Raw genomic sequence first — 20001 nt, 5'->3', positions numbered from 1 at the left:
GGTGCCCCCGGGGTCAGCGGGTGGCGGCCTCGGAGCGCTTGTCGGCGAACATCCGCTGGTCGGCGGCGTGCGCGAGGGCGGCGAAGCCGTCGCCGTCGACCGGGTGCAGCGCGACGCCGGCGCTCACCCCCACCGACACCTCGCCCCCGGTGAGCAGCTGGACCGGGCGCTGCAGCTCCGCGCGCAAGGAGGCGACGACGGCGGCCGCCTCCTCGTGCGCCGCCTCCGGGGTGAGGCCGGGCAGGGCGAGGAGGAACTCGTCGCCCCCCAGCCGGCACACCAGGTCGCTGCGGCGCAGGCGCCTGCGCAGGCGCTGGGCCACCGCGACCAGCAGCTCGTCGCCCGCGGCGTGGCCGCGGGAGTCGTTGACGGCCTTGAAGCCGTCGAGGTCGAGCAGCACCACCGCCAGGGCGGCGTCTCCGGCCCGCGCCTCCCACAGCGCCGTCTCCAGCCGCTCCTCGAAGCGCCGGCGGTTGGCCAGGCCGGTGAGGGCGTCGGTGAAGGCGAGCTGCTCGATGCGCGCCAGGTAGGCGGCGCTGCGGTCGCGCTCGGCGGCGAGGTCGCGCTGGGCGGCCACCCGCTCGGACACGTCGGTCTGCACCCCGACGTACTGCACCAGCCGGCCGGCGTCGTCGTGCACGGGGGCCAGGTGGATCTCGTTCCACCACGGCTCGCGGTGCGGGCCGCGGTGGTTCAGGAGGACGCCGCTCCAGTCGCGGCCGGCCCTGATGGCGGCGCGGATGGAGCCGACCACGTGCTCGTCGGTGTCGGGGCCCTGCAGGAACCGGCAGTTGCGGCCCAGGACCTCCTCGGCCGGCAGCCCGCTGAGCTTCTCGAAGGCGGGGTTGACGTAGACGATCGGCTGGTCGGGCAGGGCGAGGTCGGCGATGCAGACCCCGCTCGTGCTGGCCGCCAGGGCGCGGCGCAGCAGCTGCTCGACGGCCGGGCCGCCGCGGGCGAGCAGCTCGGGCAGCACCTGCTCGCGGACGACCGCCGGGGTGGCGGCAGGCGCGGCATCGGGCCGGGCGGCTGCAGGACGGGCGGCTGCGTGCTGGGCGGCGGGCGGCGCGGTGGGCGCCTGGGCGCTGACGCGGGCCAGCAGCGACCGGCCCGCCGCCGCGACCGTGCCGCGCTCGTAGGTCAGCGCGTACTCGAAGCGCCGGTGGGCGTCGGGACCCTCGTCGCCGAGGTCGCGCGCCAGCAGGGCGGCGCTGAAGTGGGGCGCCAGGACGACGACGTCCCACTCCCCCCGCACCGGGTCATCAGCGGGCAGGTGCGCCCCGCGGACGCCGGGCAGCGGCTCGGCGGGCAGGTCCTCGCCCAGGGCGCACACGAACGCGGTGCGCTCCACCAGGTCGCGGTAGCGGCCGGTGGTGGCGGGGGTGAAGTGCTTGGCCTCCTGGAAGGTCGAGGCGACCACGCAGGTGCTGCCCAGGCGCAGCGCCTCGCGCTCCAGCTGCTTGCTGAGCTCCACGAGCAGCTTCTTCGGCGCCTGGCGCAGGGCGGTGCCGGGCGGCAGCAGGGCGAACGGGCTGGTGGCGGTAGGCGCAGACGTCGAGGGAGCCACGAGCGGCGGGGGCGGCGGGAGGTGCAGCCTGCCCGTCGGACGGCCCTCGAGCGCGGTGCGGCCGGGTGCCGGGCGTCCGAAGTGCCAGCCCTGCCCCAGGCTCGCGCCGAGCGCCAGGGCCAGGCGCAGGTGGCGGACGTCCTCGATGCCCTCGGCGAGGACGACGGCGCCGCTCTCCTCGGCGTAGGCGTTGACGGCGTTCATGACCTGGGCGACGTCGGGTCCGGGGGCGTCCTGCACCAGGCGGAGGTCGAGCTTGACCACGTCGGGGCGCAGCAGCGGCATGAAGGCCAGCGACACGTCGTCGGCGCCGACGTCGTCCAGGGCCACGGCCCACCCGGCCTCGCGGATCCTGTCGACGGTCCGCAGCAGCTCGGCGGGCCGGTGGGCGAGGGCGCGCTCGGTCAGCTCGACGACGACGCGCAGCTGGTCCGGGGTCGCGGCCGCGATGGCGAGCAGCTCGTCGAGCGGGGCGCTGTCGAGCACCTCCGGCTCCACGTTCACGAACAGCGTCAGGGGCGCCACGAGGCCGTGCTCCACGGCGCCCCGGAAGGCGGCGGCGCGACAGGCGGCGTCGAGCTCGCCGAGGAGGTCGTGCTCGCGCGCGGCGCCGAACAGCTGGGCCGGCGTGTGGAGCTCGGAGTCGACCGGACCGCGGGCCAGGGCCTCGCAGGCCACCACCTCGCCGGTGGCGAGGTCGACGATCGGCTGGAAGTGGCTGGTGAGCCCGCCGTCGCCCAGGAGGCTCAGCAGTGCGTCGGCGGTGGTGATGGTGTCCCCCCGGGGTGTCCCGCCGGTTGGTGGCCGCGGGTGCGTCCGGCCGTGGTTCGGCCGGTGGTCCCCCATCGGCAGTGCGCTCGGGCACCTGAACGTCGCGCGGCATGAGACCTTCGTCCGGTGCAACGACGCACGGGACCAGCCGAGGACGACGACGACCGGGCCGACGACGGCGACGGCGATGACGCGGCTGACGCCGCCGACCTGGACACCGCCGCGCCCGACGTCCCCGGCGACCCCGCTGCCTCGCCCCGACCCGGCGGGGGTGCCCGCAGGCGGCGCGTGCTGCTGGGCGCGGCCGCCGGAGCCGTGCTCGTGCTGGCGGTCGGGCTGGTGGCGCAGCAGCTCGCGCGGCCCGACGGCTCCGACGCCCCCACCGGACAGGCCCCACCGAGCGGGACGACGGGAGCCGCATCCAGCGCCGAGCAGCTGTTCCCGGTGCTCGGCGAGACCCCGTCGGCCGGGACCGGCTTCCTCGGGGACGACCTGCCCGCCGAGCTGGGCGTGGTCGAGGGCAGCGAGCGGCTGCTGGCCGTCACGCCGGCAGCGGTGTTCTGGGTGGCCCGCGACCCCGGCGGGGTCTGCCTGCTGGTGCGCGACCTCAGCCTCACCGGGGGCACCAGCGGCCGGTGCGCCTCGACCGCGGAGGTCGCCGCGCAGGGGCTGACGCTCGACGCCGACGACCCCGGCACGCCGGGCGCTGGCGGCTCGACCGTCAGCGCGGTGCTGCTGCCCGCCGGCCTCGACGGCCTGCCCCTGCGCGCCCGGGGCTACGCCGAGGTCGCCTCCGGCCTCTGGCTGGACGGGCCCTCGGCGGCGGCCCTGGTCGAGTCCGCGGTGGACGGCACGGCGACGCGCGTCGTCGTCGTCCCCTCCGAGGCCCACCGCGGCAGCAGCGACCTGCCCGCGGTGGTCACGAGCCCGGGAGCCCCGTACGCCGTGGTGGTGGCGTGCCTGCCGCCGCCGGAGCAGCGGGTCGACGTCGACGTGGCGGTGAGCCGGGACGGCGGCGGCACGCGCGGCGCGCTGGAACCCGTCGACTGCCGCAACGGGACGGTGGCGCACACCTTCGCCGGCGACGGCGGGCCGGTGCGCGTGCGCGTCGTCACCCCCGACGACCTCGTGTGGGCTGCGAGCATCGTGGCCTGTGACGGGCCCCTGTCACGCCCGACCTGCTGAGACGACCCGCTGAGACGACCCGCTGAGACGACCCGCTGGGACGACCCGCTGGGGCTGGTGCCCGCCCGGCGGGGCTGGCTCCTGACGCGGTGCTCAGGAGATGCGCCCCTTCGGGGTGACCGAGCGGTCACGACCAAGGGGCGCACCTCCGGAGCGCGGGTCCACGGGAGGGCGGGGCCGTCACGCCCGACCTGCGGACGGGGCGTGGGCCTGCGCCATCGAGGCCTGCGAGAACACGTGCCAGGTGGCGGCGGTCACCGCGAGCGCGAGCACGAAGCCGACCCAGTACGGGGCGGTCAGGCCGGCGGCCTGGGCGAGCAGGCCGCCGAGGAGCGCCCCGACGCAGTTGCCGCCGGCGGAGGTGAAGAGCGTGGCGCTGCCGACCCGTCCGAGCATCTCCGGCGGGGTGAGCCGCTGGCGCAGCGTGGTGCCGACGATGCCCCACAGCGACCCGTGCACCCCGAAGGCGACGAGCGCGACGGCCACGACGACGGTGCTGGTGGACCACGCGAGGGCGAGGTGCATCCCCGCCTCGACCAGGAGGCCGATCCGGACGGTCCAGGTGGGGGTGGCCCAGGCGATGACGCGGTCGCCGGCGGCAGCGCCCGCGATGCCGCCGACCGCCATGCAACTCACCAGCACGCCGTAGCCGACGGGCCCCAGCCCCAGCCGCTGCTGCGCGACCAGCACGAGCAGGGCCAGGGCCGCCGTGAAGGTGAGGTTCAGCAGGCCGATGAGCAGTGCCATCGTGCGGAGCACCCGCTGGCGCACCAGCCAGGCGAAGGCCTCGCCGACCTCGCCGAGGACGGTGCGCACGGGCCCGGTACCGGCCCCGGAGCCGCTGGTCCCGCGCGCGGGGCGCGCGGCGCGGTAGGTGCCGGGCAGCGCGGCCAGCAGCAGGGCGCCGACCACCATCGCGGCGGCGGCCACCCCGAAGGGCGCCCCTGCGGCGAGGGCGAAGAGGAACCCCGCCAGGGGCGCCGCGAGCACCCCGTTCATCAGCACGGCCGTGCCGAACAGCCAGCCGTTGGCGCGCTCCAGCGACATCGAGCCGACGACGTCGGGCACGACGGTCTGCCCGGCCGTGCGGCTGACCACCTCGGCGCCGTTGACGACGAACAGCACCGCGAACAGGACGGCGGTGCCAGCCCGCTGCTCCGCACCGCCCACCACGGCGGCGGCGAGCGCCAGCAGCGCCGCAGCCCGCACCACGTCGAGCACCACGAGCAGCCGGCGGCGGTCGACCCTGTCGACCAGCACCCCGCCCGGCAGGGCGAACAGGAGCCAGGGCAGCCACGCGACGGCGAACGACGAGGCGACCACGAGCGGGTCGGTGGACCAGGTGGCCACGAGCAGCGGCGCCGCGATCGTCACCAGCCCCGTGCCGAGTGACGAGGCGGCCGTGGACCCCCACAGCCGGGCGAACCGGCGGTCGACGCCGGCGGCGGACGTCCCGAGTGCTCCCACACCCCCACCCTGGTCCCTGTCCGGCCGCCGCCGGGCGCGGAGCCCGGCGCCGCGCCGCCGCCGTCCACCCTCGGCGAACGACCGGCCGGCGGGGCGGGGAGGGGTCCAGCGGGCGGGTGTCGGACCCGCGCAGCACACTGCCCGTCGTGCCCGTCCCGATCGCCCCACCGGTCTCCGTGCTCCACGTGCCCGGCGACCACGACTACGTGGCCCACCTCGGCGACGAGCGGGTCACCGGCGTGGAGGTGGTCAGCGACAGGTCCGACGCCGCTGACGAGGGCGACGGCGGCGGGGGCTGGCGGCCCTCGCCCGCGCTCGACGCGGCGTGGGTCGCGGCGCACGCCGACCGCTTCGACGTGCTGCACCTGCACTTCGGGTTCGAGGGCCGCACGCCCGAGCAGCTCCGCGAGCTGGTCGCCGCCGTGCACGACGCCGGGCGGGCGCTGGTGCTCACCGTCCACGACCTGCAGAACCCCCACCTGACCGACCAGACCGGCTACCTCGCGCTGCTCGACGTGCTCGTGCCCGGCGCCGACGAGGTGGTCACCCTCACCCCGGGCGCCGCGGCCGAGATCGCGCAGCGCTGGGGGCGCGACGCCGTCGTCGTGCCGCACCCTCACATCGCGCCCCTCGACGAGGTCGGGCTCCCCCGGCCGGTGCGGGGACCCGGACAGGAGCGGGTGGTCGGGCTGCACCTGAAGGGGCTGCGGGCCAACCTCGTGGCGCTGCCCGTGCTGCGGTCCCTGGCCGAGGCCGTCGGCCGGCTGCCGGGGGTGCTGCTGCGCGTCGACGTGCACGACGAGGCCCTCGACCCGGCCTTCCCCCGCCACGACGCCGAGCTGGTGGCGTGGCTGCGGGGCGCCGACCGCGACGGCGCCCTCGACCTGCGGGTGCACGGCAGGTTCGACGACGCCGAGCTGCGCGCCTACCTGCGCGAGCTCGACGCCTCGGTGCTGGCCTACGGGCACGGCACGCACTCGGGGTGGCTGGAGCTGTGCCACGACCTCGGGGTGCCGGTGGTCGCCGGCCGGGTGGGCCACCTGGCGGAGCAGCAGGCGCTGGTGGAGGTCGACCTGCTCGACCCCGCAGCCCTGGCCGACGGGCTCGAGCGGGCCCTGGCGGGGTGCTCCGGAGCGGCGGCGAGCGCCGAGGAGCGCCGGGCGCAGCGGCACGACGTCGCGCTGGCGCACCGCGAGCTCTACCGCCGGGCCGCCGAGCGCGCTGCAGCGCAGGCGGCTGGACGGGCGGCTGGTCGGGCCGGAGCAGACGGGGTGCCCGCGTGATCGGCTGGTACGTCCACCACCACGGCGCCGGGCACGTGCAGCGCCTGGTGGCCGTCACCGAGCACCTGCGCACCCCGGTCACCGCGCTCAGCTCCGCCCCGCGACCCGCCGGGTGGACGCAGGGCTGGGTGCAGCTGGAGCGCGACGACGCCGAGCCCGTCGACCGCCCCTCGGCCACGGCCCGCGGCGCGCTCCACTGGGTGCCGCGCCACCACGCGGGTCTGCTGGGCCGCAGCGCCGCCGTGGTGCGGTGGCTCGAGGAGGCCCGGCCGTCGCTGGTCGTCACCGACGTCTCGGTGGAGGCGACGGCCCTGGTGCGGCTGTGCGGGGTGCCGGTGGTGGTCGCGGCGATGCTCGGCGACCGCGACGACGTCCCCCACCGGCTGGGGCGCGACCTCGCCGAGGCGCTGCTCGCCCCCTGGCCGGCGCCCCGGCCCTCTGCCGTCGACGACCGCGACGACCAGCCGGGCGAGGAGCCGGACGACCAGCCGGACGACCACCGGGGCAGGACGCCGGTGGTGCACGTGGGGGCGTTCTCCCGCTTCGACGGGCGCCCGACGTCGTCGGGGGCCTCCGAGCCCGGGCGGGTGCTCGTGCTGTGGGGCAGCGGTGGCCGCGACGTCACCGACGCCGACCTGCGCGCCGCCGTCGGCGCCACCCCCGGGTGGACGTGGGAGCACCTCGTGCCCGGCTCGTCGCTGGACGCCGCGGGCACGCGCCCCGACGTGTGGGACGCGCTGCAGCGGGCGGAGGTCGTGGTGGTCCACGGCGGGCACAACGCCGTCGCCGAGGTGGCCGCGGCCCGGCGGGCGGCCGTCGTCGTCGCGCAGGAGCGGCCCTTCGACGAGCAGGTGCGCCGCGCGGAGCTGCTGCGCGCGGAGGGCCTGGTGGCGCTGGACGCCTGGCCGGCGGCGCAGGAGTGGCCGGGGCTGCTGGAGCGGGCGCGGGCCGTCGGCGCCGGGCCCTGGGAGCGGTGGGCCCCCGGCGACGGGGCCCGGCGCGCTGCGGCGTTCCTCGACGAGACCGCCGACCGCCTGGCGGCGGCGCAGCGCGCCGGGGGTGCGCGATGAGCGGCCCGACGAGCAAGCCGACGAACAGCCCGGTCGTCGCCGTCCTGACGATCGTGGCCGGGCGGCACGACCACCTGCGCGGGCAGCTGCTGGGGCTGGCCGCCCAGGAGCTGGCACCCGCGTGGCACGTCGTCGCGGCGATGGGAGACCCCGGCGTCCGGGCCGTGCTCGACGAGGTGCCGGCAGCGGCGGGGACGCGCCGCGTCGTCGTCGACGTCCCCCTGTTCCCGCCGCCGGAGCAGGACGAGCTGCCGCTGGCCGCGGCGCGCAACGCCGCAGCCGCCGCGGCGGTCGAGCGGGGTGCGGAGCTGCTGGTGCTGCTCGACGTCGACTGCGTGCCCTCCCCCGCGCTGGTGGCCACCTACGCGCGGGCCGCGGCGTCCGACGTCGTCAGGGCTGCAGCCGGGCCGGTGCTGCTGTGCGGTCCGGTGGCGTACCTGCCACCGGAGGTGCGCGTCGCGTCCACCGCGGACCTGGCCCGGCTGCCCGGAGCCGCGGAGCCCCACCGGGCGCGCCCGGCGCCGGAGCCCGGCGAGGTGGTGCTGGCGGGGCCCGACCAGTGGTGGCTGTTCTGGTCGCTCTCGTTCGCGACCACGGCCCGCGACTGGCAGCGCGCGGGCGGGTTCTGCGAGGACTACCGCGGCTACGGCGGGGAGGACACCGACGTCGCCGCCACCGTCCGCGCGCTGGACGGCTCGCTGTTCTGGGTGGGCGGGGCGGACGCGCACCACCAGCACCACCCGGTGGAGTCACCGCCGGTGCGGCACCTGGAGGCGGTCGTGAGGAACGCCGCCGTGTTCCACCGGCGCTGGGGCTGGTGGCCGATGACGGGGTGGCTGGAGCGGTTCCGCGAGGACGGGCTGGTCGACTACGACGCCGCGGCCGACACCTGGTCGCTCGCCGCGCCGATGGCGGTAGCCGGGAGCGCACCGGACAGCGCCGGCGACGAGGCGGCGGCCAGCAGCACCTGCTCGTAGCGGCGGACCATCGCCTGCGCCGACAGGTGCGACAGCGCCGCCTCCCGGACCGAGCGGCGGTCGAGGGCGAGGGCGGGACCGACGGCCGCGGCCATCGCCTCGACGTCGTCGGCGGGGACCACCGCACCGACCTGCTGCCCGACGCCGGGGCGCAGCACCTCGCCGAGGCCCCCGCGGTCGAACGCCACCACCGGGGTGCCGCACATGGCGGCCTCCGCGGCGACCAGGCCGAAGGGCTCGTCCCAGGCGGGGGTGACCAGCATGGCGCTGGCGCGGCCGACGGCGCGGGCGAGCTCGCCACCGCCGAGGTGGCCGTGCCAAGTGGCGCGCGCGCCCAGGTGGGGGGCGATCTCGGCGTCGAAGTAGTCGGGGTCGAGCGCCGGCCCCACGAGGTGCAGGTGCTGCCCCGCGGCCGCGGCGGCCGCGAGCGCCAGGTGCGGGGCCTTCTCGGGGACGAGCCGGCCGAACCACAGCAGGCCGCCGCCGCCGGGTCCGAGCGGCCAGCGCCGGGGGTCGACGCCGTTGTGGACGACGTCGGCCTGGCCCACCCACGGGGTCCACTGGCGGGCGGTGAAGCGGCTCACCGCGGTGAAGGCGTGCGAGGAGCCCCCGGCGTCGAGCGAGCTGGTCAGCCACGGGATGGGCGGGGTGTGCAGCGTGGTGACCACCGGGGCCGGCAGCGTGGCGGCCAGCGAGAGCGGCAGGTAGTGCAGGGAGTTGTTGTGGACGACGTCGACCTCGTCGGCGTAGGTGGTGCGCAGGGCGTCGAGCACGCGCAGGTGCGCGTGGTGCTCGCGCAGGAAGGCCGCGGCGGGCATGGACGGGTCCTGGGCGGAGAGCTCGTCGGGCTGCCACCCGCCCCCGGCGAGCACCTCGGGCTGGGCCCCGGTGGAGCCCTCCGCGGCGAAGAGCAGCACGCGGTGGCCGCGGGCGCGCAGCCCGGCGACGAGCCCGCCCACGAACGACTCCAGGCCCCCCGAGTACGGCTCGGCCACCGGGTACCGGCTCGGGCCGAGCACCGCCACGGTCAGGCGGCGGCTGGTGAGCACGGGGGCGAAGCCACCGCGCGCGGTGGCGGACCCCGGGGAGCGGAGGATCACTGCCTGATCGAACCACCTCTGACGCGGTTCCGCGTCCGATCACCGAACGGCTCGCTCGACTGGCCGGAACGCGGCGCGCGCCTACTGTTCCAGCAGTGATCGAGGCGTGAGCGACGTGGCGGGCGACGGGGTGGGCGTCGGGGCGTCCGCGGACGAGGGGCGTCGCCGGCACTACGGCGAGTTCTACGGGCTGCGCGAGGTGCCGCAGGACGAGCGGCCCCTGGTCGTCGTGCACGGCAACTGCCAGGCCGAGTCGCTGCGCGTGGTCCTGGGAGACGGCCCGGACGCGCAGGTGCGGACGGTGCGCGTGCCCCCGGTGCACGAGCTGGAGGCCGACGACCTGCCGCACCTCGACGCGCTGCTCGCCCAGGTCGACGTGCTCGTGTCGCAGCCCGTCGCCGGCGGCTACCGCGGCCTGCCGCTGGGGACGACCGAGGTGGCCTCCCGCGCCGCGAGGACCGGCCTGTCCAGCGGCAGTGGTGGCGGCGGCGCCCAGCTCGTCGTCGTGCCGGTGCTCCGGTGGGCGGCGCTGCACCCGTTCCAGGTCATCGTGCGCTCCCCGGGCGCCGGGGAGCCGCCGCTCGTGCCGTACCACGACCTGCGCACCCTGGCCGTGGCCGCCGGCGCCTCCCCCCTGCAGAGGGTCCCCTCCGCCGCCGCCGTCCGCGCGGTGCGCGACCTGTCGGTGGCCGAGCTGCGCTCCCGCGAGCGGCGCCACGGCTCGCTGCCCGTCGTCGACCTGCTCGCCGGAGCCGGCGCGCACGCCACGCACACCGTCAACCACCCCGGCAACGAGGTGCTGCTCGGACTGGCGCGGCGGGTCCTGGAGGCGGTCGGGCTGCCGGGCGAGGTCCGCGACCCGGGCCGCACGCTCCTCGACAGCGTCCACGCGCCGGTGCTCCCGCAGGTCCTCGACGCGCTCGGGCTCGACACGGGCGACAGCCGCGACGGCTGGCTCGTCCACGGCCGCCCGCTCGACGACGGCGAGGTCCGCGACGCCCACCTCCGCTGGTACGCCGAGCACCCCGGCACGGCCGAGGCCGGCCTCGCCCGGCACGCCGCGGCGGCCAGGGCCCTCGCCGCATGAGCACGGGCTCTGCCGTGGTCTGCCTGGTGGTCGGCCCCGACGAGCACGGCGTCGTCGTCGAGGCGCTGCGGCAGCACGCCGCCCTGTCCCGGGTCGGAGCCGGCGCGGGGGTGGACGCCCGCCTCGTGCGCCTGGCGGAGCGCCCCACCGCCGACGCGCTGCTCGCTGCGGTGCGCGAGGCACCTCCCGGACCGGTGCTCGTCCACGTCACCGACAAGCTCTTCGGGCGGTCGGCGCTCGAGGCGGCCGACGTGCTGGAGGCCCTCGCGGCGCAGCGGCGCCTCGTGGTGGCGCTGCACGACCTGCCCCAGGCGAGCGACGGCGCGACCAACCACGCGCGGCGCACCACGGGGTACGTGCGGGTCGCCCGCGCGGCGGCGGCGGTCCTGGTCGCGAGCCGCCACGAGGCCCGCCTGCTCGCGGCGTGCGGCGTGAGCGCCGAGGAGGTGCCGGTCGCCGTCGTCCCCCTGCCCGTCCCCGTGCTGCCGGCCGGCCCCCGGGCGGTCCGGCCCGCGGAGGCCGTCGCGGTGCTGGGGTACCTCTACCCCGGCAAGGGGCACGACGACGTCGTCGCCGCCCTCGACGCCCTGCCGCCGGGCGTCGGCCTGCTCGCCTGGGGCACGCCGTCGTCGGGCCACGACGACCTGGTCGACGCGCTCGCCGCGCAGGCCGCGGCGCTCGGGCGGACCGTCGAGGTCACCGGGTGGGTGCCCGACGAGGCGCTGCCCGCGCTGCTGCGCTCGGCCGTCGTGCCCGTGGCGCCGCACGCCCACCTGTCGGCGTCGGGCTCGATCAACCTGTGGGTCGCGGCCGGACGGCGGCCGCTGGTGCCCCGCAGCGACTACGCCGAGGAGCTGCTGGAGCGCTCACCCGGCTGCGTGGTCGTCTACGACGACCTGCCCGCGGCACTGGCCGCGGCGTGGGCCGACCCGGCGTCGACGTGGGCCCCGGAGGGCTCGCGCCCGAGCCCGACCGCTGACGACGCCGCGGCGCTGGTCCGCCGCGTCCTGGACCGCCTGGAGACCGCCGCATGATCCCGAGCAGCCGCACGACGGTGGCGGTCGTGGTGCCGCACTACGAGCTCCCCCACGACCTCGAGCTGGTGCTCACCGCGCTGGAGCTGCAGGACCACCCGCTGGACCTCCTCGAGGTGGTCGTCGCCGACGACGGCTCCGCCACCCGGCCCGAGCCGGGCCCGCGGCCCTACCGCGTGAGCGTCGTGGCGCAGGCCGACGAGGGGTTCCGCGCCGGTGCCGCCCGCAACCTCGGCGCCGCGGCGACCACGGGCGAGGTGCTGTGCTTCCTCGACGCCGACACCGTGCCCGAGCCGGGGTACGTCTCGGCGGTGGTGCGGGCGGTGGAGGCGGGAGCCGACCTCGTGGTCGGACGCCGCCGCCACGCCGACCTGTCGCAGACCTCCCCGGAGCAGCTGCGCTCCTGGCTGGCCGGCTCCGCCGAGGGCGGTGGCTGGGAGCCCGAGGTCTTCGAGGAGCCCGCGTGGCTCAGCGAGGCCTACGACCGCACCGACGACCTCCGCTCCGCCGGCGACGACGCCTACCGCTTCGTCATCTCGGCGGTGCTCAGCACCACGCGCGCGCTCTTCGAGGCCGTGGGCGGCTTCGAGGAGGCGTTCAGCGCCTACGGCGGGGAGGACTGGGAGCTGGCCCACCGCTGCTGGCTGCGCGGGGCGGCGTTCCGGCACGCCCGCGACGCGGTGGCCTGGCACGACGGGCCCGACTTCGCCGGCCGGGCTCGGGACGAGGACGAGGCCCGGCGCTCCCGCAACGTCGAGGGCCTGGCGCTGGCGCGGTTCGTCGCCGGACCGGCCACGCGCGGTGAGGCGTCACGGGGCCTGGTGTGGGAGCACCCCGACGTCGTCGTCGAGCTGGACCTGTCGGGCGCCGCCGACGGAGCGGAGGACGCCGACGCGGTGGCCTGCGCGCGCTCGCTGCTGGCGGGCAGCGACGCCGGGGTGTGGCTGACCGGTGGGTCGGGCGGGTCGGTCGTCGGGGCGCTGGACGACCCGCGGGTGCACGCCGGCGAGGTCCCGGCCGCCGTCCTCGGGCGCTGCCGCTACCGCGTGCACCTGGAGGTGCCCGTGCTCCTCGAGGGCGCCACCCTCGCGGAGCTGACCGAGGTCGCCCCGGTCCGGGTGGGGCCGCACCTGGCGGTGCGCCGCGCCCGCGACGACCACCGCGACGACGGCGCGGCGGTGTTCTCGCTGGAGGCGGACGGGGTCAGCGCCGAGCCCGCCCGGGGCTCCGACCTGCAGCGCGCGTTCGGCCACGAGGACCACCAGCGGACGCCGCGCTTCTCGCGCTGACACCCCGTGCCGGTCCCGAGCATTCCTGATCTTGGCGTTCCTTCCGCGTGTGAGCGCTCACAGCGGGGAGGAACGCCAAGATCAACGGCTCCCGGTCGCGCCCACCCGCCTAGCGGTCACTGCGGACGCCGTTCAGCGCGACGGACCGGCCCAGCGACTCCGCGTAGGCGGGCAGCACCCGCTCGTCGGCGGCGCCGGTGCTGGTGAGGTGGGCCAGGCAGCGGACGGCGAGGTCGGTCGAGCCGTAGACGAAGTGCGCCAGCAGCGCGAGGTGCTGCACCTGGGCGGTGGTGAGCTCCTCGAGGCGGCCGAAGTCCTTGACGTAGGCGACGTCGGCCTCGATCACCTGCTGGTGGTTCTCGAAGATCTGCCCGTCGAGCACGGCGGGGGCGATGGGCCACCTCTTGAGCGTCGCGAAGGTGTGGAGCACGAAGCCCTGGGCGCGCAGCTCGGCGTCGACCTCCCCGAACAGGGGCTGGCCCTCGTAGAGCGGCGCGAACGACATCTCGGTGTGGACGGCGACCGCCCCCGCGAGGGTCTGCCTGCCGTTCTGGAAGATCGTGAGCTCGGAGCCCTGGACGTCGATCTTCAGCAGGTCCACCGGGCCGAGGTCGGTGACGTCGTCGAGGCGGGTGGTGGCGAGGCGCGTGCGGCTGAGGACCTCGCCGTAGCGGGCGAACTCGTTGAGCAGCGACAGCCGCGCGACGTCGGGCTCGAACAGGCTGGTCATCCCGTTCATCCAGGTGACCTTGAGCTCGTGCTCGCCGCCGTCGCCGACGGCGTGCGGGAGGTACCGCTCGTGCGGGCCGGCGGCGTCGAGCAGCAGCTGCAGCGCCTCGGGCTGCGGCTCGAACCCCGTGACCGTGCACAGGCCCTCGCGGAGCATCGGCAGGTACGGCGGGTCGCCGTCGATGGGGTTGGCGCCGATGTCGACCACCGCCGTCAGGCGCTCGGCGTCCAGCAGCTCGACCCAGCGGTGGCTCACGAGCGGGCAGCGTACGTGCGCTCCCGCGGTTCGGCCCGTCAGCTCGAGGTCAGCACCACGTCAACGAGCGGGACGGGCGGGAGCCACGGGCACGTGGCCGAGCACGGTGCGCTCGAACAGCCGCTGCTCGGCGGGGGTGCGCGGCCAGGTCCGCGACCCGGCGCGGTGGTCACCGCCGTGGCTGGCGGGCAGCTCGCAGCGGTGCCGCAGGTGCAGCCAGGCCGGGCAGGGGGCGGAGCGGCTCACAGCGGCCTCCAGGTCGACCCGCCAGGCGTCCGCGCCGCGGGGAGCCTCCACTGTCCGCCAGTCGGTGTCTCCGGGCAAGCAGCCACGCACAGACCGCGGCCGGTCGTCGGCGCGTCGCCGTCTGTCGTTCGGGTGGCCGCGCCTCGATCCGCCGGAGCCCCGTCATCAGGTGTCGGAACCCGGGCCTGCTTCCGACGCGTCGCGCCGGGGTTCCGACACGTCGCGCCGGGGTTGCGGCGCCTCGTGCCGGGGCGGGTCAGCCGAGCGAGCCCCAGACGACGACGCCGACACCCGTCGCCAGCACGAGGAGCAGCGGGGCGGCGATGCGCCACCCCGACCGCGGCCTGGTGAGGTCCGGCTGCTCCGGGAAGGGGCTGCGCAGGTCGGTGCCGCCCGTGACACCCGCCCAGAAGCCTCCGGTGGCGCCGACGGTGCGGCCGACGACGTCGTCACCGGTGGGGCGCTGCCTGTCGCTCACGTCTGCTCCTCGGCTGGGGGTGTCCCGTCACCGTAGGCGTGCGGCCCCCACGGCGTCAGCGTTCCTGCTAGGCAGACCCGGTGCACACCGGAGACGCACCGCGGTGGGGACGGATCCGGCGGAACGGTCCTGGAGGCTGCGGCTACCTGGCCCCCCCCGGGACGTCGACAGCGACCCCCGGCGCATCGTCGACAACGGCGTCGGCTGACGGCTCGGAGCGCTCCTAGGCTGCCGGGGTGGACGTCGCGCTCCGGCTCGTGACCGAGGACGACGCCGAGGAGCTCACTGCGCTGCTGCTCCGCAGCCGCGAGCACCTGCGGCCGTGGGAGCCCACCCGCGACGACGCGTTCTTCACCGTCGACGTGCAGCGCGAGCTCATCACGGGGTCGATCGACCAGCACGCCGACGGGACCGCGCTCCCCCTGGTCATCTCCGCCGGGGGTCAGCTCGTGGGACGCGTGACGGTGAACGGCATCGTCCGCGGGGCGCTCCAGTCGGCGTTCCTCGGCTACTGGGTCGACGTGGAGCACTGCGGTCGCGGAGTGGCCACGGCCGCCGTCGGCGCTGCCGCCCGGATCGCCTTCGGCGAGCTGGGACTGCACCGGCTGCAGGCCGACACGCTGCTCCACAACACCGCCTCGCAGCGGGTGCTCGCCCGCAACGGGTTCACCCGCATCGGCACCGCGCCGCGGTACCTGAAGATCGACGGCCGCTGGCAGGACTGCCACCTGCACCAGCTGCTCGACGAGCCCGAGGGCCAGCCCACGCGCTGACGGCTGGCGCCCAGGGAGCGCGCTTAGCCTCGCCCGCCGTGACCCTGCTGGCAGCCCTGCCGCCGCTGACGACGGCGAGCGCGCTGACCACGTGGACGCTCGACCCGCTGGCGGTCGGGCTCGCCGTCGTGCTGGCCGTCGGTCAGGTGGCGCTCGTGCTGCGCGTCCGGCGGCGCGGGCACCGCTGGCCGTGGTGGCGGGTGGCCGTCTCGGTGGTGCTGGGCCCGGTGCTGCTCGCGCTGGTGAGCTGCTCGTTCACCGGGGTCTACGGCCGGGTCGCCTTCTGGCCGGTGGCGCTGGCGGCCACGCTGCTGCTCGTGGTCGTGCCGGCGGGGATCGCCCTGGGTGACCCGGTGCGCCTCGTCCGCCTGGCCTCCCCGGTGTCCAGCACCAGCGGCCCTCGACCGAGGCACCTGGGCCGAGCTGCAGCCCGGGTGCTCGACGCGCCGGTGGTCGGGGCGCTGGCAGGGGTCGCCGTGCAGCTCGCCTACTACCTGACGCCGTGGATGACGGCCTCCCTGCGCTCCGGCGCGGTGCGCTCCCTCACCGGCGTCGTGCTGGTCGGTGTGGGAGCGCTGTTCGCCGTCCCCGCCTTCGGCAGCGCTGCGGCGCAGGGCACGGCCGCGGACGGCGAGGCCGGGGCGTGGGGGCTGCGGGTGCTGCTGGCGTCCGTCGACGGGCTCCTCGACGCCGTCCCGGGGCTGGTCGTCGGTGTGGGCGGGGTGGCCCTGGCCGGTGGCTGGTACGCGCACCACCACCTGGCCGGGGCGCTCAGCCCGGCCGACGACCAGCTGCTCGGCGGGACGCTCGCCGTCGCCGTCGCCGAGGTGGTCGCCGCGCCGCTGCTGCTCAGCGCCTGCGTGCGGTGGTCGCGCGCTGATGCGGCGCAGGCCGCCCGGGAGGACGCGGCCCTGGACGCCGCCGAGCGCCTGCAGCGCAGGGGCTGAGCCCCGCGAGCGCGGGTCCCGTCCTCAGGGGAGGCGCTCCTGAGGACGGGACTCCCCCGTCGCGCGGTGGGCTCCGGCCGGTCCACCTGCGGGGCCAGCAGCAGGACCAGCAGCCGGGCCAGCAGCCGGGCCGGTGCCAGGACCAGCAGGGGCGGCCGGGGCGTCGCCGCCCGGAGCCGCGGGCTGGGGGGCACCTGCTCCCCCGGCCTCGACGTCTCCTCCATCGGTTCCGACAGAGGTGCCGCCGCCGTCCCCCACGACGACGCTCGGCCCGGTCCCGTCGGAGCCGGTCGTCGGAGCCTGGGACACCCCGGACGGCCAGCCCAGGGGCACGTCGTCCGCGACGGCGCTGACCACCCCGGCCCCCGCGAGCAGCAGCACCCCGACGACCACCCCCGCCGGCACGCGGCGCGGAGCCGACCTGACCGAGCGGCCGGCTGAGCGACCAGCGGAGCGGAGCACCCGGCGACCGGCGTGCAGCGCCCCGCCCCGGGTGCGCTCCCGCACCACCTCCCCCTCCACGACCCCGCCCGCGACCCCGCCCGGTGCGGGGCCGACCACGGGGTCGAGGTCGAGGGTGTCGTGGCGCCAGTCGCGCTGGCCGGCGGAGTCAGGCGCGTCGGCGCGGGCCTCGGCGCGGTGACGCTCGCGGTCGGCCCGCATCTGGTCGCGGGGGTCAGCAGCCACCGGTTGCTCCCGTCGTCGTGGTGGAGGAGGAGGAGGCTGCGGTCGCGAGGTCGGCCCGCACCGCGTCGAGGAGGAGGGCGTACCCGGTGTCGGAGGCGCCGAGCCCGGCGGCGTTCACCACACCCACGACCGTGCCGTCGGTGGTCAGCAGCGGGCTGCCGCTGTTGCCGTGCCGCACGTCGGCGGCGAGGCGGTACACCTCGCGCAGGTCGCTGGCCGACCCGAGGGGCAGGCTCCCCGACACGACCGTCGACTCGTCGACCGTCGAGACGGGCAGCCGCTGCACCACCACGCCGGCGGTAGCGGTGAGGGGCCCGTCCTCGGGGTGTCCGAGCACGACGACGGGCGTCCCGTTGCTGGCGGTCCCGCTCGCCAGCGGGAGCGCGGGCCCGGTGTCACCGTCGACCGCCAGCACCGCGATGTCGGCGGCGCTGTCGGCCACCACCACCCGCGCCCGGCTCTCGCCCTGCTCCCCGGAGACGGTGACGTCGCGCGCCTGGCCGACGACGTGCGCGTTCGTGATGACGAACCGCTCGCCGTCCTGCGCGGCAGCGGTGAACCCGGTCCCCTGGGAGTACCGGCTGGACGTACCGCACACGGGCGCCTGGACGCGCACCACGCTCGGTCCGGCCTGCGCCGCCACCGCCCGCAGCTGGGCCTCGTCGGGCGCGTCGGAGGCGGACGACGACGCCGGGACCAGCGCCAGCAGGTCGCCCCCGGCGGAGGTGGGGAGCACCTGGCGCACGTCGTCGACCACCGAGCGGGCGGGCGGCACGGCGTCGGCCAGCCGCGCCAGGGCGGAGCTGCGGGCGAGCGCGCTCGACGGCGGCGCGAGCGCCAGCGACAGCCCCGCGACCAGCGAGCAGACCACCAGCGCCACGAGGCCGCGGACCACCGCGCCTGCTCCCCTGTCGACCAGCCCGAGGTGGAGTCGGCTCAGGGCCCGCCCGAGCAGGTCGCCCACGGCGCCGCCCAGGCCCGACCCGACGAGGGCGCCGCCGACGGCGCACACGGCGACGAGAACCAGGCGCAGCAGCACCGACAGCTGCTCCCCGACCAGCCACGTCGACGCCGCCAGCCCGAGCACGAGGCCCGCCAGCATCCCGGCGAGGGAGAGGACCGAACGGCTGGCGCCGGTGCGCCACCCCGCGCGGGCGCCGAGGACGACGACCGCCACCACCAGCAGGGCGACGGCGAGGTCGAGGAGCACCGGGGTGGTCATGGGACGAGCCTGGAGGCTGCTGCTGAAGCAGACCTTAGGACCGGAGCCCCGCTCGGCTCGGGCCACCGGTCGTCGGTCTCCACGTGCTCCGCAGGTGCGCCCCTTCGCAGTGACGGCTCGGTCCCTCCCGAGGGGCGCACCTGCGGAGCACCCCGGTGCGTGACGCCGGTCACCGCGGGCGCTGCGGCAGGGTGAGCGCCGTGGCGCAGCGGACGGCGGGTCGCGGTGGGCAGCACCGTCGGGACCAGCTCCGCGGCGCCTTCGACGCCGCCGCGGCGGCGATGGGCTCCCACCTCGACCCCGAGCAGCGGACCGCCGCGGACCGGCTCGCCGACCTGGGCGCGGGGCTGGACGACTCGACGCCCGGGGTCTACCTCCACGGCCCGGTGGGGCGCGGCAAGACGTGGCTCGCCGACGTCCTGCTCTCCCAGCTGCCGGAGGGCACCTCCACCCGGCTCCACGCCTACGACGCGGCGCGGCAGCTGCACCGCGGCATCGCCCGGCGCTCGGGCGGGCGGGGCGGGCTCGAGGCGGCCATCGACGACGTCGTGGGCGGGGCGACCGTGCTGCTGCTCGACGAGCTCCACGCCCACGACCCCGGCGACGCGATGCTGCTGTCGCGCTTCCTGCGGGCGCTGCCGCCCCGCGGGGTGCGGCTCGTCGCGACGTCGAACTTCGCGCCCGAGGGCCTGCTGCCCGGCCCGCAGCACCACCACCTCGTGCTGCCTCTGATCAGTGCGCTGCGCGAGACCTGCGCGGTGGTCGAGGTCGCCGGTCCCGTCGACCACCGCGCGCTCGGCCACGGCGGGGCGCGGCCGGGCTGGTCGAGCGGGGCCTGGCTGGGGCCGGGGAGCGCCGCGCAGCTGGCCGCCGCCGGGCTCGCGGAACCGGCGCCCGGAGACCGGGTGGTGCTGCAGGTGGGCGGCCGACCCCTGCGTGCGCTGGGGGTCGTGGGCGAGGCGGTCCACCTGCACTTCGACGACCTCTGCGGCGCGCCGACCTCCACGGGTGACGCCCTGGAGCTGTCCGAGCGCTTCCGCACCCTGGTGCTGGCCGGCGTGCCCGCGCTGTCGTCGGTGGGCGAGCAGGCGCGGCGGCGGTTCGCCGACCTCGTCGACGTCTGCTGGGACCGCGACGTCCGGCTCGTGGTCCGCAGCGCCGTCGCCGCGGAGGAGGCGCTCGACGCCGGGGTCCGCGACCGCGAGCGCCTGGTGAGCCGCCTGTCGCTGCTCCGCGCAGACGCCCCTGCGCGGTGACGTCCCGGTGACGCGCTGCGGCGGTGGGTCAGGTCGCCACGGCCCCCGTGACCAGGACGACGACGACGAAGCGCGCCGTCCTGCCGACGAAGCACGCGGGGGCGAACCGCCGCACCGGCACCCGCGCCACCCCGGCCGCCACCGAGAGCAGCATGAGCGGCGGGACGCCGGCGACGGCGCTGACCAGCACCACCAGCGGCGCCCACCGGGAGCGCAGCCACCGGGTGGCCGCCGCGGTCAGGTCGCAGGCGGCGCGGGCGAGGGCGGCGCGAGGGCCCGCCCGGGGAACGACGAGGACACCTCCGCCGAGGTGGGCGCCGGTGCGGGAGGAGCGCTGGTGCACGAACCTGCCCAGGCCCCCTGGCGACGCCGCACCCCGCGCGCTGAGGAGCAGCGCCACCTTGCCGACCGTCTGGCCCATCCCCGCCGCGACGGCCACGGCGAGCGCGACGCCCGTCGGCTGGGTGGCCGCGGCCCCGAGCACGTACACCTCGACGGGCAGCAGCGCCGTGGTGGCCGAGACGAGCCCCACCAGGAGCGCGCCCCCGAGCAGGGCGAGGACGGCGGTGTCCACGGG

General features: G+C 77.4%; 19 protein-coding genes. 10 read left to right on the top strand and 9 right to left on the bottom strand.

What is annotated here, in order from left to right; translation table 11 throughout:
• Positions 1–13 precede the first annotated feature (13 nt).
• A complete protein-coding gene (locus tag F1641_RS12685) occupies positions 14–2413 on the bottom strand; it encodes a diguanylate cyclase domain-containing protein (RefSeq protein WP_194906139.1) in 2400 nt (799 codons plus the stop codon).
• A gap of 51 nt (positions 2414–2464) precedes the next feature.
• Here F1641_RS12685 and F1641_RS12680 point away from each other — a divergent pair, with 51 nt between their 5' ends.
• Complete coding sequence (locus tag F1641_RS12680) at positions 2465–3523, top strand: hypothetical protein (protein ID WP_194906129.1); 1059 nt, start codon at positions 2465–2467, stop codon at positions 3521–3523.
• Between the two features lie 180 nt (positions 3524–3703).
• Here the strand turns inward: F1641_RS12680 and F1641_RS12675 are convergent, their stop codons facing one another.
• Positions 3704–4990: an MFS transporter gene (locus F1641_RS12675; protein WP_194906127.1), complete on the bottom strand. Its 1287-nt coding sequence runs from the start codon at positions 4988–4990 to the stop codon at positions 3704–3706.
• A gap of 146 nt (positions 4991–5136) precedes the next feature.
• Here F1641_RS12675 and F1641_RS12670 point away from each other — a divergent pair, with 146 nt between their 5' ends.
• From F1641_RS12670 to F1641_RS12660, 3 genes are read left to right on the top strand one after another with little or no spacing between them, the layout of a single operon-like run.
• Positions 5137–6273, top strand: coding sequence for a glycosyltransferase family 1 protein (locus F1641_RS12670; protein ID WP_194906125.1), 1137 nt, complete (start codon positions 5137–5139; stop codon positions 6271–6273).
• Positions 6270–7343: a hypothetical protein gene (locus F1641_RS12665; RefSeq protein WP_194906123.1), complete on the top strand. Its 1074-nt coding sequence runs from the start codon at positions 6270–6272 to the stop codon at positions 7341–7343. Before F1641_RS12670 ends, F1641_RS12665 begins: the two co-directional genes overlap by 4 nt.
• Positions 7340–8320, top strand: a complete 981-nt coding sequence (locus tag F1641_RS12660) for a glycosyltransferase family 2 protein (RefSeq protein WP_194906120.1) — start codon at positions 7340–7342, stop codon at positions 8318–8320. Before F1641_RS12665 ends, F1641_RS12660 begins: the two co-directional genes overlap by 4 nt.
• On the opposite strand, the gene F1641_RS12655 is transcribed toward F1641_RS12660, so the two are convergent.
• Entirely contained in the window at positions 8212–9420 is a 1209-nt protein-coding gene (locus F1641_RS12655) for a glycosyltransferase (protein WP_206691152.1), read from the bottom strand. The two genes, F1641_RS12660 and F1641_RS12655, sit on opposite strands and share 109 nt — an antisense overlap.
• Positions 9421–9526: 106 nt before the next feature.
• On the opposite strand from F1641_RS12655, the gene F1641_RS12650 reads away from it, so the two are divergent.
• The 3 genes from F1641_RS12650 to F1641_RS12640 are packed head-to-tail and all read left to right on the top strand — an operon-like array spanning position 9527 to position 12830.
• Entirely contained in the window at positions 9527–10507 is a 981-nt protein-coding gene (locus F1641_RS12650) for a WcbI family polysaccharide biosynthesis putative acetyltransferase (protein ID WP_206691151.1), read from the top strand.
• A complete protein-coding gene (locus F1641_RS12645) occupies positions 10504–11541 on the top strand; it encodes a glycosyltransferase (RefSeq protein ID WP_194906118.1) in 1038 nt (345 codons plus the stop codon). Before F1641_RS12650 ends, F1641_RS12645 begins: the two co-directional genes overlap by 4 nt.
• Entirely contained in the window at positions 11538–12830 is a 1293-nt protein-coding gene (locus F1641_RS12640; protein ID WP_194906116.1) for a glycosyltransferase, read from the top strand. The genes F1641_RS12645 and F1641_RS12640 overlap by 4 nt, the downstream gene beginning before the upstream one ends.
• A gap of 109 nt (positions 12831–12939) precedes the next feature.
• Here F1641_RS12640 and F1641_RS12635 read toward each other — a convergent pair whose 3' ends face one another.
• The 3 genes from F1641_RS12635 to F1641_RS12625 all read right to left on the bottom strand — a co-directional run bounded on the left by F1641_RS12635 (position 12940) and on the right by F1641_RS12625 (position 14539).
• Positions 12940–13815 (bottom strand): FkbM family methyltransferase, encoded by an 876-nt coding sequence (locus F1641_RS12635; RefSeq protein ID WP_194906114.1) that lies wholly within the window; start codon positions 13813–13815, stop codon positions 12940–12942.
• Positions 13816–13875: 60 nt separating this feature from the next.
• Positions 13876–14061, bottom strand: coding sequence for a hypothetical protein (locus F1641_RS12630; RefSeq protein ID WP_194906111.1), 186 nt, complete (start codon positions 14059–14061; stop codon positions 13876–13878).
• Positions 14062–14317: 256 nt separating this feature from the next.
• Positions 14318–14539, bottom strand: coding sequence for a hypothetical protein (locus F1641_RS12625; protein WP_194906109.1), 222 nt, complete (start codon positions 14537–14539; stop codon positions 14318–14320).
• A gap of 236 nt (positions 14540–14775) precedes the next feature.
• Here F1641_RS12625 and F1641_RS12620 point away from each other — a divergent pair, with 236 nt between their 5' ends.
• Positions 14776–15312 carry a GNAT family N-acetyltransferase gene (locus F1641_RS12620; RefSeq protein ID WP_194906107.1) on the top strand — a complete coding sequence of 179 codons (537 nt, stop codon included), beginning with the start codon at positions 14776–14778 and terminating at the stop codon, positions 15310–15312.
• Between the two features lie 38 nt (positions 15313–15350).
• Positions 15351–16259 carry a cytochrome c oxidase assembly protein gene (locus tag F1641_RS12615; protein WP_194906105.1) on the top strand — a complete coding sequence of 303 codons (909 nt, stop codon included), beginning with the start codon at positions 15351–15353 and terminating at the stop codon, positions 16257–16259.
• Positions 16260–16283: 24 nt separating this feature from the next.
• Here the strand turns inward: F1641_RS12615 and F1641_RS12610 are convergent, their stop codons facing one another.
• Positions 16284–16946 (bottom strand): hypothetical protein, encoded by a 663-nt coding sequence (locus F1641_RS12610; RefSeq protein WP_194906103.1) that lies wholly within the window; start codon positions 16944–16946, stop codon positions 16284–16286.
• Positions 16936–18168 carry a CvpA family protein gene (locus F1641_RS12605; protein WP_194906100.1) on the bottom strand — a complete coding sequence of 411 codons (1233 nt, stop codon included), beginning with the start codon at positions 18166–18168 and terminating at the stop codon, positions 16936–16938. The genes F1641_RS12610 and F1641_RS12605 overlap by 11 nt, the downstream gene beginning before the upstream one ends.
• A 200-nt stretch (positions 18169–18368) precedes the next feature.
• Between F1641_RS12605 and zapE the strand changes: the two genes are divergently transcribed.
• Positions 18369–19424: a cell division protein ZapE gene (zapE, locus tag F1641_RS12600; protein WP_194906099.1), complete on the top strand. Its 1056-nt coding sequence runs from the start codon at positions 18369–18371 to the stop codon at positions 19422–19424.
• Positions 19425–19452: 28 nt separating this feature from the next.
• On the opposite strand, the gene F1641_RS12595 is transcribed toward zapE, so the two are convergent.
• Positions 19453–19998 (bottom strand): hypothetical protein, encoded by a 546-nt coding sequence (locus F1641_RS12595; RefSeq protein WP_194906098.1) that lies wholly within the window; start codon positions 19996–19998, stop codon positions 19453–19455.
• Positions 19999–20001 lie beyond the last annotated feature (3 nt).

This window comes from Quadrisphaera sp. INWT6 (genome assembly GCF_015390235.1).
Taxonomy (GTDB): domain Bacteria; phylum Actinomycetota; class Actinomycetes; order Actinomycetales; family Quadrisphaeraceae; genus Quadrisphaera.
This window is presented reverse-complemented; position numbering and strand designations above follow the sequence as displayed.